Source organism: Atlantibacter sp. MEI4A-1023, from assembly GCF_056155425.1.
The window spans coordinates 2226519-2242705 of sequence record NZ_CM149568.1; the positions used below are offsets into that span (position 1 = coordinate 2226519).

Below are 16187 nucleotides of genomic sequence, written 5' to 3' on the forward strand. Positions count from 1 at the left end.
TCAGGCGCTCGCTTTCTTAAACGTCAGGGGAAGCAGGGTGTTCTCGTCATATCGTGCTGTACACTGAGCGACGTTACCTTCTCCCGCTTTACAGGTAATTTCCGGTAACGGGAAACGCGAGCCGTCGGTACAGCGCGCGTTGCCACGAGTTTTAATCATCAGCTCGCCGGTGCTGTGCAGGCCAGAGAACACCTCGCCACGGCAGACGATATTGTCGCCGTGGGTAATGCGCACGCTGCCTTTGTTGTTTTTGATGTCGTAACGCAGCGACGGCGGCTTGCCGGTGATCGGATCGCGGGATTCCACTTGAATCCGCCAACTGCCGTTCAGGAAGCGGGTCGAGCCGATTTTGACCTGTTCTGCGTCCATCACCATCGCGTTGCGGGTGTCTTCAACCGGCGCGGGTACGGGGGCGATGACCGGTTCTGGCTGGGTGATGCTCGCCTGGACCAGCGGCAGCGCCGGGGCCTCAACAACCGGGGCGGGTTTGACTTCCGCAACCACTGGCGCAGGGTTTTCCAGCGCGCGCACCGCGGCGATTTTGTCTTCGGCGGCTTTCGGCGCGGCGGCAATGGCAGGCGCGGTAGGGCTTTGCAGGCTATACCACAGCGCCGGGGCAGCGATGGCGGCAATCACCGCAGCGGCGACCGGCAGCAGCCAGACGGATTTACGTCGGGTTGGCGCAGGTGCCGGAGCGGCGGGGGCAGGTTGAACCGCCGGAGCCGGTTCGCTAACAGCAACGATAGCTGGCGCAACCGGGGCAGGTTCTGGCGCGGCCATCAGCAGCGGCGCATCGGGTTCGCTCATCTGCGGTTTAATCACCGGCGCGTCGGGCTCGTCAGCAGGCACGGTTTCGATGACCGGCGGCGCGGGTTCAACCTCATTCAGGCAGGCCAGAATATCGTCGCGCAGGCCTTCATTAATGTTCACGAAGCCCCAGAAGGTGATCACCGGTTTACCGTCTACCAGCCAGACGTGGTTGGCGGCCGGGAACTGGAGCGCTTTTTCCAGCAGCGCGCCGAAGTGGGCCAACGCGGTTTTGTCACTCTGGCGGCAACGCAGGCTGAGCGCGCTGGCGCTGGCGAGGGCGCTTTCCAGTAAACGGCGCGCCTGTTTGCGCTGAGCGTCGCTGGCGGCCAGCCAGGAGGTCGCTTTGCCTTCCAGCGGCGCGTACCAGTCCACGCGATCGCCGTCGTCGTTACGCTGCGGGATGGCGAGATAATCCACCAGCGGCTGCTTGCGCAGACGCAGGGTTTCACGAATTTGCAGCGCAGAGTCAAAAACGGATTGCCCGTTATCGCCGACAGCCTGGAAGTCATCCAGATTTCCGCTGCGTAAGAGTGTTTTTGCCACGTGTTGTTCCTGCCCATCTTCTTTTACGCCTCTACTTTACCGCGCCGGGCCGCAAGCAAACGGCGGAAGAAAAGCGAAAACCTATGAATTATCGGGGCATTGACACGCCTGAGCTAAATGCCCTGGTTTGTCCTGTGCGGGCGCGCTAAGCTTTAGCAAAACCAAATAAGGAGGGGCGATGTCTCATCTGGATGAAGTGATAAGCCGCGTCGATGCGGCGATTGCGCAAAGCGTGATTGCGCCAATGAATGAATTGTTGATTGAACTGAGTGACGATGCCGGGCTGAGCCGCGAGGAACGTTATCAACAGCAGCAGCGGCTGCGTACCGCCATCGCTCATCATGGGCATCACCAGGCACAGGAGCGACAGCAGGCGGAAAAAGCGCGTCTTGATCAGCTGACGCGCGGCGGCACCATTCTTTAAAACTGCCTTCGTGCCACCAGCCAGGCGCCGATCACCAGCAGCACTGCGCCGATGGCTGGCCCGATTAACGCCCGTAGCGATACCCCGTGGCTACGGGCGATATCCATGACCAGCCCACCGATTAACTGACTGGCGACCAACACCGCAATAGTGGTGGCCGCCCCGACGTTCTGATACCCGGTGATACTGGCGAACACGAAAAACGACCCCAGCAGACCGGGAATTAATGTCCACCAGCGCACGGTGGCGACCAGCTCCTGAACGCCCGCCAGGCCGTTGCGCGCCAGCAGAATACCGGTAAACAGCACAATCCCCACCAGCGAGTTCAGCAGCATGGCGATCAGAATGGTGGATGCGGAATGGGTAATACGCACCATAATGGTGTTTTGCACCACCAGGCCGATCCCGGCGGCGGTTAAAAACAGCAGAGTCAGGGAGCTGTTCATGCCGGAAGATCCGGCTCGCTGCGGTCGTCGAGCTGGAGCTGCATAAAGGTCAGATCCAGCCAGCGACCGAACTTGGTGCCGACCTGGGGCATTTTTGCGCTAATAGTAAAGCCAAGCTTATGATGCAGCGCGATGGACGCTGCGTTTTCGGATTCGATTCCCGCCACCATCACGTGCTTATGGCAGGCGCGCGCTTCATCAATCAACGCCAGCATCAATGCTTTGCCGATGCCTTTACCGTGGTGATCCGGGTGGACATACACCGAGTGCTCCACCGTATGGCGAAACCCTTCAAATGCCCGCCAGTCGCCGAACGAGGCATAGCCGATAATGGCGTTATTCTCTTCGGCGACCAGCACCGGGTAACCCGCGTTGCCGCGCTGATAAAACCAGGCGAGGCGATTTTCGGTATCCACCGTGCGGTCGTTCCAGATCGCCGCGGTATGCAAAACGGCGTAGTTGTAGATACCGGCAATGGCTTCACAGTCTTCTGCGCGGGCGCGGCGAATCTTCATGGTTGAACCTCAGGGGGGTGTTCACTATATTGTTACGGTATGAATAATATAATTGACACATTAAATCAACGGATCAGTGGCAGAATCCGCCTTGAGCGTGAAGTGCGCGGCTGGTCGTTGAACGATTTAGCCCAGCGAGCCGGGGTTTCCCGCGCCATGATCCATAAAATCGAACGCGGCGAGAGCAGTCCGACAGCCACGTTACTGGCGCGGCTCTCCGGCGCGTTCGGCATCAGCATGTCGACGTTGATCGCCCGGGCGGAAGCGCCGTCCGGACGGCTGCTGCGTTATGCCGATCAGCCGCTGTGGCGCGATCCGCAGAGCCACTATTTGCGCCGCCATATCTCACCGCAAAATGATTTCCCGCTCGATTTAGTGCAGGTGGAATTACCTGCCGGCAGCGATATTCCTATGCCCGCCTCGGCGTATGCCTTTACCCGTCAACTCATCTGGATACAGCAGGGCGAACTGGTGTTTTTAGAGGGCGATGTACGCCACGAAATGCACCAGGGCGACTGCCTGGAGCTCGGACCTCCCAACGATTGTCACTTTATTAACGAAAGTGATGTGTTGTGCGTGTATTTAGTCGTGCTTCTTAACAAGAATTCGATTAGCATTTCTTAACGATTTTGCTGGCATCTTATCTAAATATCGCTATTTTCTTTACGTGCACCCGAAAACTATAAGGCTATTAACTCTACAAGCCTGAACGGAGGGTGCCTGAAGGACGGCAACAGGAATATGACATCATAGAGTGAGGCAGGAAATACCATGCTTGATCTGGAAAGGGCGCAACGGATGAGTTTAACCACGCAAGTGGAGGTGAGATTAAAGAATGCGTTGATCATTGGTAGTTTGAAGCCTGGTTCGCGTCTAGTCACGAAAGACCTCGCTGAACAGCTGGGGACCAGTATTACTCCGGTACGTGAAGCCTTGTTGAGGCTGGTTTCATCTGGCGCGCTGGTCGCGACGCCGGCTCAGGCCTTTTTAGTGCCGGAGATAAGTGAGGAACGCTTTAGAGAAATTAATCTGATTCGTCAGGGCCTTGAAGGACTGGCCGTCGAAAAAGCGCTGGAAAAAATGACCGCAGAGGACGTAATAACCTTGCGTAAACTCTGGGACAATTTTGCCCTGGCGAAGCAGAGTGGTGAAGTTGAGCACACGCTGGTGGCTAACCGGAATTTCCGCTTTGAGCTGTATAAGCTGGCGCAAATGCCGACGCTTAATAACCTGATTGAGCAACTTTGGGTACAGGTTGGGCCCTGCTTCAATTTCCTGTATCCACAACTGCCCGAAATTGAACAATGCCAGTATGACTATCACGAACTCATTGATGCCCTCGAAGCACGTGATCCTGAACGCTGTGTGCGCGCTGTTCATCAGGTGATTGAGGATGCTAACGATTTGGTGAGCCGTTTTTACTATCAGTCGGTCGGTTAGCGAATTTTCAACTAACCAAAGAAAACCTTTTTCGTTCCCCTCCCATGCAAACGGCGTTTTACTGAGTTCAGTAGACGCCGTTTTCCTGTGAGGTCATATGCAAACGATTTTAAACCGCCTCGGCCGGGCGCTGAAAGCCGCTTTTATTCCCACCTCTGTTGTGCATCACGCTGCCGATAGCGGGCGCGTAATGGAATCCTTTATCCCAACCGGACATCTTTATGGCATTGATTTCGGCAATATCGATCCTGCCTGGTATCGTAAGCCGTAACGCGTTCCGCCGCACGATACGCTTACGTTACTGGAATGAACTGTGCGCGTTTTTTGATGGCCCTTGCCGGTGAGCTTGTGAACAGGCTTCCAGGCGAAGGGCCATTTTTTTCGGGTTATTCGAACCGATAGCTGACCGACATCCCCACGCCATAATTCCTGCCCGGCGCAGGCTCGTAGTAGCGTCCATTGCTCTCGTTGACGATCACCGAGCCGACATAGCGTTTATCAAACAGGTTATCTACCCGGCCAAACAGGTCGAGCGCCCAGCGGTCATACAGGAATTTATACCCGGTATTCAGGCCAGCAACGGTATAGGAGGGCGCTTTGGCACTGTTCTCGTCATCCGCCATGATATCGCCCATATAACGCACGTCCGCACCCGCGTACCAGCCCTGTTCCGGCTGATAGCCGAACGAGGCGTAACCCATGTTGCGGGCGATGCCCGGCATCCGGTTGCCATTGCAGTCCGTCGCGCTGCAGGCATTGCTGCGGTAGGTGGCGTCCAGCCAGGTCCAGGCCATTTTCAGCTTCCAGTCGTAAGCGAATTGCTGATCGAGGCCGAGCTCCAGCCCCTGGCGGCGGGTTTTCCCGGCGTTTTTATACGTGGTGCGCCCGCCGCTGCTGGCATCCACCACGATCTCGTTATCAGTATCGGTCTGGAACAGCGCGGCGCTGAACAGGCCGTTACCGATGCGCGTTTTGCTGCCCAGCTCAAGGGTATCGCTGGTGGAAGGCTCTAGCGCCAGGTTCAGGCCATTCTGACCGCCTGAGCGGTAGGACAGCTCGTTGATGGTCGGGGTTTCGAATCCACGGCCCGCCGACAGATAAACACTCCAGGCATCGGTCACGCTGTATTTCAACGCGCCCGCTGGTAACCATTTGTGATAACTGGCGTCGCCGCTGTCATCGCCATTTGCGGCGGTGATGTAGTGGTCGTTGGCGTCAAACCAGACGGAGCTGTAGCGCATCCCGGCGTCCAGCGTTAGCTTGTCGGTCAACTGCCAGCTCGACTGCAAATAGGGGTCGAGGTTCCACATCAGGTTGCGCTCGTCGCGGCGGGTATCGCCTTTTTCGCCATACACCGGCGCGCCGTTTTCCAGCACGAAGTTCTCGTAGCCTTTGCGCTTCTCGCTCATGTTCTCGTAGTTGAGCCCGAGGGTGACGTTAACCGGCAGCGTCCACAGCGTATCGCGGTGGGTCCAGCGGCTGTCGATGCCCTGGTAGTGGCGGCTTAGCTGGATCACGCCGCCTGGGTGAGTTGGGTTTAACTGCGGCCCCATGGGAATCGACTGGTACTGAGTGGTTTCCCGCTCGCCCGCATAGGCGGTGACGCTGAGATCGTCGTTATTGGTCATGGCCCGCTGGTAATTAAGCCCCGCCTGGGTCTGCTTAATGGATTTACGGGTGTTGTACTGATCGCCGCGTGGCGACTGGCGCGGATTATCCTGCCATTCGCTGTAGGAGAGCCCGCCGGGATCGTTAGCGTGAATATCCACGCTGTTCAGCAACAGCGTCAGGGTGCTGGCTTCGTCAACCCGCACGCCCAGTTTGGCGTTGGCGAGATTTTTACGCGCGCCGCTGTGGTCGCGATAGCCGTGGGTGGTGAAGCGGGTAGAGGAGACGGTGTAATTCACGTCGCCCGGCTGGGTGCCGTCGCCCACTGCGCCGCTGGCTTTCAGCCCGTAGCGCCAGGTGCCGAAACTGCCGTAATAGCTGCTGGCTTCCAGCGTCGGCGGGGCTTCGCCGGTCTCGGTTTTCACGTCAATGACGCCGCCGGAAGCGTTGCCATACAGCGCGGAAAACGGCCCGCGCAGCACCTCGACGCTCGCCACGCTGTTTAAATCGATATTCGAGGTTTGACCCTGGCCATCCGGCATGGTGGCCGGGATGCCGTCCACGTACAGGCGAATACCTCGTACGCCGTAGGTAGAGCGCGAACCAAACCCGCGAATCGACAGCTGTAAATCTTGAGCGTAGTTTTGCCGGTTTTGAATCTGTAAGCCCGGTACGCTGCCAAGATTTTCCGACAGGTTAATCTGCGGCGCGGCGTGGCGCAGATCGTCGCCCGTTACCACGCTGACGGCAGCCGGGGTATCCAGTTCAGAAACCGGGCCGGGGGAGGCGGTGACCACCATGGTTTGTTCGTTTTCTGCGGCGAGGGCCGTCAGGGGGGAAAAAATTGCGGGCAGCAGCACTACCGGCAAGGGAAATAACGCGCGAGAAATAATCATGCCTGAACCAATTTTATGTAAATGCGCCAAAATGTTAGGTTATTTGTAAATAAGTTGAAAACATTAACAGCACTTATCGTTAACAATTGAAGTGTAGTGGGCAATTGCCAGGCAGTTACGCAAAATTGTTCCCTTTTTGTAAAAATAATGATTATTATTCTCACTAAAAGCAGAGCCGTGAAAAAATCATGGCCGCTTGTCTGGATGCAATGTGACGCCGCCATTTCTACGTAAAAAGGGAGTTGTTATGGAATTTCGTCATCTGTCCGCACGCCGTGCACTGCTTGGCGCGCTGCTGTTTAGCTCATCGTTCGCCACTTTTACCAGCCACGCCGCAGACGAGCTGCTGCGTAAGCCAGTCGACAAGGGGGCGTATGAAATGGCCTACAGTCCGGCAGAGCAGGCGCTGTATGTGGCGACGTCCCAGAGCCGTTCGCTGGATAAAGGCGGCGTGGTCTATAAACTTGATCCGGCCACCCTGGAAGTGAAACAGCGTATTCACAACGATCTCAAACCGTTTGGCGCCGCTATCAATACCAAAACCAATACCCTGTGGTTTGGCAATACGGTGAACAGCGCGGTCACGGCGATTGACGCCAAAACCGGTGAAGTGAAAGGCCGCATCGTGCTGGATAACCGCCAGCGCAGCGAAACGGTGAAGCCGATGCACACGCGCCAGTTGGTGGTGGATGAAGCGACTAACACCGTTTATGTGACCGGACTGAGCGAAGACAGCGTGATTTGGGTGATTGACGGCGCAACCATGAAGCTGCGCACCACGCTGACCGGCACCGGTAAATTCAGCACCGGCCTGGCGCTGGATAGCGATGCGAAACGCGTTTATACCACCAATGCCGACGGCGAACTGATCGCCTTCGATACCACCAACAGTAAACAGGTGCTGCGTAAGAAAGTCCTCGACGACGGTAAAGAGCATTTCTTCCTGAACATCAGCCTTGACCCGGCGAACCACCGCGCATTTATTACCGATTCCAAACAGCCGCAGGTGCTGGCGGTGGATACCCGCGACGGTAACGTACTGGCGAAAATCGATGCGCCAGCGTCGCTGGCGGTGCTGTTTAACCCGGCGCGCAATGAAGCCTACGTGACCCACCGTCAGGCGGGCACGGTCAGCGTGATTGACGCGAAAACCTACAAGGTGGTGAAAACCATCGAAACGCCGGTCCATCCGAACAGCCTGGCGCTGTCGCCGGACGGCAAAACGCTGTATGTCAGCGTGAAGCAGCCTTCCAGCCGTAAGCAGGAAGCTACCAGCCCGGACGATGTGATCCGCATCGCCCTGTAAGCCGAGCGGTGGGGCTAGTCCCCACCGTTTTCCCGCTTGTAAATCCACAGCGACCAGACAAAAAACAGCCCGCACAGCAGCGCCGCCAGATACGGCAGGCCGTGAGTAAACAGGCTCATGGCGATCCCGCCGAGGCTCGGACCTATCAACGCGCCCACGCCCCACATAATCGACATCGCCGCGTAAACGCCCGCCAGATGCGTGCCGGTAAAGCGCGACCCCACCTGAGTGATGATCAGCGTATAGATCGCCACAAACACGCCGCCCCAGAAAAACATCAGCAGCCAGGCGAGAAACGGCACATTCAGCGCCAGCGGCCACAGCAGCGCGCCGACGGTAGACAGCGCGGCGCAGCCCAGCAGCAGCTTATGGCGATCGTACTTATCCGCCAGCCAGCCCACCGGCAATTGCAGCACAATTGCGCCCACCATCAGGACAGCCAGTAATTCGGTGGCAGCCTGTTCGCTCCAGCCCATCTGCATGGCGTAGACCACCAGCAAGTTTAGCCCGGCGGCTTCCAGCGCGGCATTCAGCGCGGTGGCCGCCATCGCCAGCGGCGCGATCCAGATGTAGCGCAGAATCCCGCTGACTTTTTCTTCCGCCAGCGGCGGGCTGGGCGGGGCGCTGGTCCAGAGGATCAGCGCGCTCAACAGCGCCAGGCCGCCGCCGAGATAAAACGGGATATCACCTGGCGCAATTAACAGCAACAGCGGTCCAATCGCGTAGCCCAGCGACAGGCTGGCGGTATACCAGGCGAGGGTTTTTGCCCGCGCCTGCTCAACGGTGGTGTGGTTCAGCCAGGTTTCGGTGACCACCAGAATAATTTCACTGAACACCCCCAGCAGAAAGCGCAGCGCAAACCAGCCGAGCAGCGGCACAAACGGGAACAGGCACAGCAGCACCAGAATGGCGAACAGGGAACGGGTGATCATTGCGCCGGGGGTGTAGCGCTGACAAAGCGCCGGGAGGAAAGGGGCCACGGCGAATACGCCGACGGCATGCATCGCAGCGTTAAGGCCAATAAACCATTCATCAAATCCTTCGGTATGCAGACGTAAAGAAATAAGCGGCGCGCTCAGGCCATAGGTCAGGCCAAAAATCATCACCGCGCCAATGACTACCGCTTGCCCTAAACGTTGTGTCGTCATAACGATCCTTAAAATTTTTTTATATAACGCTTAGCATTCATAAGACGAAACGACAAGCTATGACAACGGCGCGGGCGGCACAAGAAAAACTGTGAAGGAAGGGGGAAACGCCGCCCGGGACTCAGGCGGCGTGAGACAGGGCTTACGCGGCGTTCTGCGCCGGGGTCGCGCGTTTGACCTGGACAGGGGCGCGCATCACCAGGCTTGGCAGCGCCAGTTCGATATCATTTTCGTTCAACTGTTCAATGATACGAATGTTAATCTCCTGCTGAATATCCATGTATTTGTTATAGTCGGCGGTCGCAACAATATGGACCACTTCAAAAGTCAGGCGATCCTGATCGAATGACAGGAAGTGGGCACGGTCGAACCGGGTATTGCCGACGTCATTAACAATCTCTTTCACCATGTCGCCGATCATGCGCAGTTTTTCCGGCGGGGTGGTGCTGGCAACGCCAAAAGTGAACACAATACGGCGGGTCTGCATCCGCTTGTAGTTGTGGATGGTTTGCTGCAACAAATTGGCGTTGGCGCAGACAATCTGCTCGCCGCTCAGGCTGCGGATACGGGTGGTTTTCAGGCCGATATGTTCGATACTGCCCGCCACGTCGTTAAACACCACAAAGTCGCCGATTTCAAACGGCTTATCAAAACCTATCGACAGCGAGGCGAACACATCGCTCAATACGGTCTGCACGGCCAGGGCAATGGCAATACCGCCGACCCCCAGGCTGGCGACCAGCGCAGTGATATCGACGCCCGCGTTAGCCAGAATCGACAGCAGCATCATGGACCAGACCAGCACCCGCAGGATCATCCCCAGGATCACCAGCGTCACCGGATTGCGGTGGGTGTCCGGCGCGCGCATCAAATGGCGCATCCAGGATTGCACCCCCTGATCCAGCCAGATAGCCATTTGAATGGCGATGACTAAAAACCAGGCCTGGGAAATGGCGGAAAACAGCCGGTCCGGCAGGGCGGCAAAACGCAGGCTGAACAGAAACGCGGTAATCAGGATTAAGATCTTGCTGGTTTTCTTCAGCATATCGAACGCGATATAGCGAAGGTTGCTATCGCCGGGGTGGCCGTTGCGCCAGTTTTGAATGGTCTTGTAAACAAAAGCCAGTAGCCTGTTGATGATCCAGTAAACCACCAGTGTGACCACCAGTACGATAGCCAGGTTAATCCAGAACGTCGTCGACATCAGGACCGTAACGAAATTCAGTTGTGCCAGATACGCCATTTCTCCTCCCATAATTCAGGCATAAGCACCAAGTATAGACACCTTGTGCTGCGGGTCGGGTTACAGAGCGATGACAGGGGATTTCTGAGAGGATTCGCAGGGCAGCGGGCGCGGCGGTGGCCGCGCCCGCACAGGAAGGTTATAGCGCGTTATCGGCTTTTTTAACGTCTGTCACGAAAGTGGGTAAGACCCAGGTGCCGCCTGCGCGTAAATAGCGGCACATGCCAGTGGTGTAACTGCTGCTGAGCTGGAATTTTTTCCCGTCCCAGACCCAGCTTTCATTCCCCCAGCAATCCCCCAGCCCACGGCCTTTCTGAGCCATATCGATGATCCCTTTCAGGTAGCTGGTGCCGGAGTAGGTCACCTGCTGCGGCTTGCCTTTCAGCGCCGCGTCCATCACCCAGTAGCCGTAGCCTTCGTTATAGGCGGCGCGCCAGCACAGCGTAGACAGCAGCACGTGTTTGTCATCCAGCGGCGTAAGGGAAATGGCTTCAGGCGGGTTTTCCTGGTCGGCATACAACCTCTCGCAATCCTCCGCGCCGGTGCTGGCTTGCAGTAGGGAACGAATCACGGCGGTTTGCTGGTCATCCAGCGGTTTTTCCGGCGCGTCCAGAGTTGCCGCCGCCACAATCACCGGCTTCGCAGGGGCCGCAGGCACGCTGTTTTCCGGCTTGTTGCCTTTTTTGATCAGTGCGCCCGGCGTGTTCACCCGGCCCTGCACATCGTCAATTTTCAGCATGACCGCGTTCGCGCCTTCGCCGGAGAGGATAAACGGCGCTTTTCCGCCGCGAAACTCCACCGCACCGCTGCCTTTAACCGCGCCGATCAGGGCGTCGGTCTGCGGTTGGGTGAGTTCCCAGTCGCCGTCCGGGCCGGGGGCGACCGTACCCATCGTCTGGTTATCGATAAACAGCGTTAATTCCACGGTTTCCGGGGAATCGTTTTCTTCGATATCCGCCAGCATCACGCGCCCCTGTACTGCTGTACCGGGGCCCGCCTCACGGATCAGCAGCACCGAGCCGCCGCTGCCTTCTTCCGGGCCGTAGCCCGCCGCACGGCAGGTCAGCGTATTGTCACAGACCACTTCCCAGTTCTTATAATTAAACGATACGCCATCCGCAGCCCAAACCCCGGTACTTCCGGCGCACAGTGCTAACGCGGTTATCGATATCCCAAATGGTTTCATCGATTCCTCCTGAATACGTTATAAAAATAATGCTGCTATCGTTGCGCATAATCCTGAGTACAGGCAATGAAAATTAGCGCTTTTTTCGAGGATTTCAACGAGAAAGAAAAACGCCGGAGAGAGCTCCGGCGTGGTAACGATTAACGGGAAAGATGTTTAACCAGCGGTTGCTCTGGCTCATCAGGAGCCTGAGGCTCAACAGGCGCGGTGCTGTGGATCTGGTTCACGCGCTTGCGTACCGCGTACCAGCCGGCAATCAGCAGCAGGCAGAGCACCGGGATCGAGCCGATGGTCCAGGTGCCGTTCGGGTAATCAAACGCCATCAGCACCAGCACGCTGAGCAGGAACAGTAGGGTCAGCCATGAGGTAACCGGCGCGCCCGGCATTCTGAAGCTGACTTTCTCGGCTTTGCCTTCGCGGATGGCTTTACGCAGGCGCATCTGGCACACCACGATAAATGCCCAGGAGGCGATAATGCCCAGCGATGCCATATTCAGCACGATCTCAAACACCCGGCTGGGCACCAGATAGTTCAACACCACGCCGAACACATAAATGCACAGTGTCGCGAGGATCCCGGCCCAGGGCACCTGCTGTTTGCTCATTTTCGACATAAAGCGCGGCGCGGAACCGCCCATCGACATCGAACGCAGAATACGCCCGGTGGAATACAGACCGGAGTTGAGGCTGGAGAGCGCCGCCGTCAGCACCACGATATTCATCACGCTGCCGATGTACGGCACGCCGAGCTTAGAGAAGAACGTGACGAACGGGCTCTGGCCGGGCTGGTAAGCCATCCACGGCAACAGCAGCACCAGCAGCACCACCGAGCCGACATAGAACAGGCCAATACGCCAGATCACGCTGTTAATCGCCTTCGGTACGGTTTTTTCAGGATCTTTGCATTCACCCGCCGCGGTGCCCACCAGTTCGATGGAGGCGAAGGCGAACACCACGCCCTGTACCAGCACCAGCGCGGGCAGCAGGCCGTGCGGGAAGAAACCGCCGTTATCGGTGATCAAATGAAAGCCGGTGGCGTTGCCGTCCAGCGGTTTGCCGGTGCCGAGGAAAATCGTCCCCACCACCAGAAACGCCACAATCGCCAGTACCTTGATCAACGCGAACCAGAACTCCATCTCGGCGAACCACTTCACGCCGATCATGTTCATGGTGCCGACAATCGCCAGCGCCGCCAGCGCGAATACCCACTGCGGAACATCGCCGAATGCGCCCCAGTAGTGCATGTACAGCGCTACTGCGGTGATATCGACGATACCGGTCATCGCCCAGTTGATGAAGTACATCCAGCCCGCCACGAACGCGGCTTTCTCGCCGAGAAACTCACGGGCGTAAGAAACAAAGCTGCCGCTGGAGGGGCGGTGCAGCACCAGTTCGCCCAGGGCGCGCAAAATGAAAAACGAGAAAATCCCGCATACCAGATAAACCAGCGCCAGCGACGGCCCGGCCATCTGTAACCGCGCGCCCGCGCCTAAAAACAGCCCGGTGCCGATAGCGCCGCCGATGGCGATCATCTGTAACTGGCGATTGCCCATCGCTTTGTGGTAGCCCTCTTCATGGGAATTGAGCCAGCGTCGTTTGGCGGCCCGATGTTCGGCCGCATGATCTTTGTTGGTGGTCATGTTTTCCTGTGTTCCTGTCCTGATAAAAGCGTTGCGCCGCCTCTGTTATGTTTTTGGTGAGGCGGCTTTCCGGCGCAGCATCCTACCCGAATTCACTGTGGCGGCAAATCCGCGCAGTGAGTGAAGCGTGAGGAAGAGTAAAAAACGCGAAAAAGGAAGGGTAACGCGAAGTGCTCCGCTACTGACTCGTTTCAGGACAGAACAATCATCCGGGTGAATGTTTTAATAGCCATTACACTGAAGTGATACGCAGGAGGTGACGATGAACCTTTACGGCGCGCCGGGCTGGGGCTCGGCAATCAGTGAAATCATGCTGACGATGGTGGGGGAGCCCTACCAGTTTATTGATATCGAAGGCTTCGACCAGCCAGGCCCACAGCGTGACCGGCTGCTGGCGCTGAATCCGCTATGCCAGGTGCCGACGCTGGAACTGGACGACGGCGAGATAATGACCGAAAGCGCCGCCATTGCGCTGTGGCTGCTGGACCGGCATCCGCACTTCGCGCCCGAGCCGGGGAGCAGGGAACGCCAGCAGTTCTGGCGGCTGCTGGTCTGGCTGGTGGCGAATGTCTATCCCACCTTTACCTATGGCGATTACCCGCAGCGCTGGGTGACGGGTAACCCGGCCTCGCTGACTGACAGCACCGACCGTTACCGCGAGACGCTGTGGCGCTGGCTGGAAACTCAACTGCATCACGCGCCTTACCTGTTTGGCGAGCGGCTTACTCTGATTGACGCGTACTGGCCGGCGATCCGTATCTGGCGGCCACGTCCGGACTGGTTCGCCGCCGAAACGCCGAAGCTCAACACGCTGGCCGACCGGGTGTGTGAGCGGCCCGAGTTACAGAACGTGCTGCGGGCAAATAAGCTTTTGTCATAGTTAAACAAACAGGGCAGGATAACGGTTCCCTTTTCGCAGGAGTGTTCCCATGCCGCATGTAGACATTAAATTTTTCCCCCGTGATTTAACCGAAGAACAGCGCCAGGCCTTCGCCGAGGATATTGCTAAGGTAGTGATTCAACATCTCGACATCAAACCGACCTCGGTGAGCGTGGCGCTGGAAGAAGTCCAGCCGGATAACTGGAAAGCGCAGGTGTGGGATACGGAAATCGCGCCGAATCTGGAGACGCTGGCGAAGAAGCCGGGCTACAGCATGTAATTCAGTGCCCGCTACGGTGGGCAATTTCCCGCGCGGCTTTCATAGTCGCAGTCAATATGACAAAATGCAGTCATTATGACTATGTATGAGTGCGCCTTATGAGTCTGTCCGTTAATCTTCTCGCCACCATCGCCATCGAACTCCAGCAGGGCATCAGCCATCAGGACCGCTTCCAGCGTTTAATCAGTACCTTACGCGATGTGTTGCAGTGCGACGCCTCGGCGCTGCTGCGCTATGAGGCCCAGCACTTTCGCCCGCTGGCGATTGATGGATTATCCCCGGACGTACCCGGCAGACGTTTCGCCCTTAACGAGCATCCGCGTCTGGAGGCCATCGCCCGCGCTGGCGATATCGTGCGCTTCCCGGCGGACAGCACCCTGCCGGACCCGTATGACGGGCTGATCCCCGGTCATGAAAGCCTGAAAGTGCATGCCTGTATCGGCCTGCCGCTGTTTGCCGGGCAAACCCTGATTGGCGCGCTCACCCTCGACGGCATGGATCCCACCCAGTTTGATAACTTCAGCGATGAAGAATTGCGATTGATTGCCGTGCTCGCTGCAGGCGCCCTGGATAATGCGTTGCTGATAGAACAGCTTGAGAAAAATAACCCGCTGCCCGCGGCCACGGCCGCCCATACCGGCAACGCGTCGGGTACGGAGATGATCGGCCTGTGCGCGCCGATGGTGGCCCTGAAAAAGGCGATTGATATTGTCGCGCCGTCAGATCTTAACGTGCTGATTAGCGGTGAAACCGGGACAGGTAAAGAGCTGGTGGCACGGGCTATCCACGAAGGTTCGGCGCGCGCCGCCAACCCGCTGGTGTATCTCAACTGCGCCGCCTTGCCGGAAAGCGTGGCGGAAAGCGAACTGTTCGGCCACGTCAAAGGGGCCTTTACCGGGGCGATCAGCAACCGCAGCGGGAAATTCGAAATGGCGGATCACGGGACGCTGTTTTTAGATGAGATCGGCGAGCTTTCGCTACCGCTACAGGCAAAATTGCTGCGGGTTTTGCAATATGGCGATATTCAACGCGTGGGTGACGATCGCAGTTTGCGGGTCGATGTCCGCGTGTTAGCGGCCACTAACCGCGACCTCAAAGAAGAAGTGATGGAAGGGCGCTTCCGTGCCGACCTGTACCACCGGTTGAGCGTGTTCCCGCTGGCCGTTCCGGCCTTGCGCGAGCGCGGCGACGATAAAGTGGTGCTGGCAGGCTTCTTCTGCGAGCAGTCCAGGGCGCGGCTGGGGCTGGGCAGCGTGGTGCTGAGCGCCAGCGCGCTTGCGCATATCCGCGCTTACGGCTGGCCGGGCAACGTCCGCGAGCTGGAACACGCCATCCACCGGGCGATTTTGCTGGCGGGCGCGACGCAGAACAGCGATGAACTGATCCTCGAAGCCAGCCATTTTGCCCTCACGCCGGGCCTGGAAACCGCACCCGCGCAGTCTGTGGAACTCCCGGAAGAAAACCTGGCGCTGCGTAGCGCGACCGATGCGTTTCAGAGCCAGCTGATCCGCCGCACTCTGGCGCAACATGACAATAACTGGGCTGCCTGTGCAAGGGCGCTGGATATTGACGTGGCGAACCTGCACCGGCTGGCAAAACGCCTGGGGCTTAAAGCGTCCCGGAACAAAGCCTAATTAATAAATGAGGGAATAAACATATGCTCAGTGAATATTTATCTGTATTTATTTAATCCGGATTAATACGTTTTTTCGGGCAGGGCGTTATTAATTCAGTCAGGGCGTGATTCAGGCGTCATTACGTTTTTATCGATCAGGTTTTGTTACCGTTAATTTATTGATTTCTTTTGCGGCAGGAATAGGCT

General features: G+C 57.5%; 16 protein-coding genes. 8 read left to right on the forward strand and 8 right to left on the reverse strand.

The annotated features are described in order from the left end of the window. A complete protein-coding gene (locus ACVV26_RS10775) occupies positions 1-1353 on the reverse strand; it encodes an SrfA family protein (protein ID WP_474801486.1) in 1353 nt (450 codons plus the stop codon). A 178-nt stretch (positions 1354-1531) separates the two neighbouring features. Here ACVV26_RS10775 and ACVV26_RS10780 point away from each other — a divergent pair, with 178 nt between their 5' ends. Further along, the gene (locus ACVV26_RS10780) at positions 1532-1777 is read left to right on the forward strand and encodes a DUF2526 family protein (protein ID WP_474801488.1); all 246 of its coding nucleotides are present in this window, start codon (positions 1532-1534) and stop codon (positions 1775-1777) included. Here the strand turns inward: ACVV26_RS10780 and ACVV26_RS10785 are convergent. Continuing rightward, positions 1774-2223: a DMT family transporter gene (locus ACVV26_RS10785; RefSeq protein ID WP_474801490.1), complete on the reverse strand. Its 450-nt coding sequence runs from the start codon at positions 2221-2223 to the stop codon at positions 1774-1776. The genes ACVV26_RS10780 and ACVV26_RS10785 overlap by 4 nt on opposite strands. Then, entirely contained in the window at positions 2220-2738 is a 519-nt protein-coding gene (locus ACVV26_RS10790) for a GNAT family N-acetyltransferase (RefSeq protein WP_474801492.1), read from the reverse strand. Before ACVV26_RS10790 ends, ACVV26_RS10785 begins: the two co-directional genes overlap by 4 nt. A 39-nt stretch (positions 2739-2777) precedes the next feature. Between ACVV26_RS10790 and ACVV26_RS10795 the strand changes: the two genes are divergently transcribed. The 3 genes from ACVV26_RS10795 (at position 2778) to ACVV26_RS10805 (ending at position 4449) form a co-directional block, all read left to right on the forward strand. Further along, positions 2778-3362, forward strand: a complete 585-nt coding sequence (locus ACVV26_RS10795) for a helix-turn-helix domain-containing protein (RefSeq protein ID WP_474801494.1) — start codon at positions 2778-2780, stop codon at positions 3360-3362. A gap of 147 nt (positions 3363-3509) precedes the next feature. Beyond that, on the forward strand, positions 3510-4178 hold the full coding sequence (locus ACVV26_RS10800; RefSeq protein ID WP_474801496.1) for a GntR family transcriptional regulator: 669 nt from the start codon (positions 3510-3512) through the stop codon (positions 4176-4178). A 97-nt stretch (positions 4179-4275) separates the two neighbouring features. Further along, positions 4276-4449, forward strand: coding sequence for a hypothetical protein (locus tag ACVV26_RS10805; RefSeq protein WP_312979264.1), 174 nt, complete (start codon positions 4276-4278; stop codon positions 4447-4449). A 115-nt stretch (positions 4450-4564) separates the two neighbouring features. Here the strand turns inward: ACVV26_RS10805 and pqqU are convergent, their stop codons facing one another. Continuing rightward, a complete protein-coding gene (gene pqqU, locus ACVV26_RS10810; RefSeq protein ID WP_474801498.1) occupies positions 4565-6682 on the reverse strand; it encodes a TonB-dependent receptor PqqU in 2118 nt (705 codons plus the stop codon). Between the two features lie 247 nt (positions 6683-6929). Between pqqU and yncE the strand changes: the two genes are divergently transcribed. Continuing rightward, complete coding sequence (gene yncE / locus ACVV26_RS10815) at positions 6930-7988, forward strand: 7-bladed beta-propeller protein YncE (RefSeq protein ID WP_474801499.1); 1059 nt, start codon at positions 6930-6932, stop codon at positions 7986-7988. 14 nt (positions 7989-8002) lie between these two features. Here yncE and ACVV26_RS10820 read toward each other — a convergent pair whose 3' ends face one another. The 4 genes from ACVV26_RS10820 to ansP all read right to left on the reverse strand — a co-directional run bounded on the left by ACVV26_RS10820 (position 8003) and on the right by ansP (position 13205). Next, positions 8003-9136 carry an MFS transporter gene (locus ACVV26_RS10820; protein ID WP_474801500.1) on the reverse strand — a complete coding sequence of 378 codons (1134 nt, stop codon included), beginning with the start codon at positions 9134-9136 and terminating at the stop codon, positions 8003-8005. Positions 9137-9278: 142 nt separating this feature from the next. Beyond that, on the reverse strand, positions 9279-10379 hold the full coding sequence (locus ACVV26_RS10825) for a mechanosensitive ion channel family protein (protein ID WP_474801501.1): 1101 nt from the start codon (positions 10377-10379) through the stop codon (positions 9279-9281). A 139-nt stretch (positions 10380-10518) separates the two neighbouring features. After that, positions 10519-11565 (reverse strand): DUF1176 domain-containing protein, encoded by a 1047-nt coding sequence (locus ACVV26_RS10830; RefSeq protein ID WP_474801503.1) that lies wholly within the window; start codon positions 11563-11565, stop codon positions 10519-10521. Positions 11566-11705: 140 nt separating this feature from the next. Beyond that, positions 11706-13205: an L-asparagine permease gene (gene ansP, locus ACVV26_RS10835; protein ID WP_474801505.1), complete on the reverse strand. Its 1500-nt coding sequence runs from the start codon at positions 13203-13205 to the stop codon at positions 11706-11708. Positions 13206-13467: 262 nt separating this feature from the next. On the opposite strand from ansP, the gene ACVV26_RS10840 reads away from it, so the two are divergent. From ACVV26_RS10840 to norR, 3 genes are all read left to right on the forward strand, one after another. Beyond that, a complete protein-coding gene (locus ACVV26_RS10840; protein ID WP_474801507.1) occupies positions 13468-14085 on the forward strand; it encodes a glutathione S-transferase family protein in 618 nt (205 codons plus the stop codon). 49 nt (positions 14086-14134) lie between these two features. After that, on the forward strand, positions 14135-14365 hold the full coding sequence (pptA, locus tag ACVV26_RS10845; RefSeq protein WP_474801508.1) for a tautomerase PptA: 231 nt from the start codon (positions 14135-14137) through the stop codon (positions 14363-14365). 98 nt (positions 14366-14463) lie between these two features. Beyond that, positions 14464-15999, forward strand: coding sequence for a nitric oxide reductase transcriptional regulator NorR (gene norR, locus ACVV26_RS10850; protein ID WP_474801510.1), 1536 nt, complete (start codon positions 14464-14466; stop codon positions 15997-15999). Positions 16000-16187: the final 188 nt, after the last annotated feature.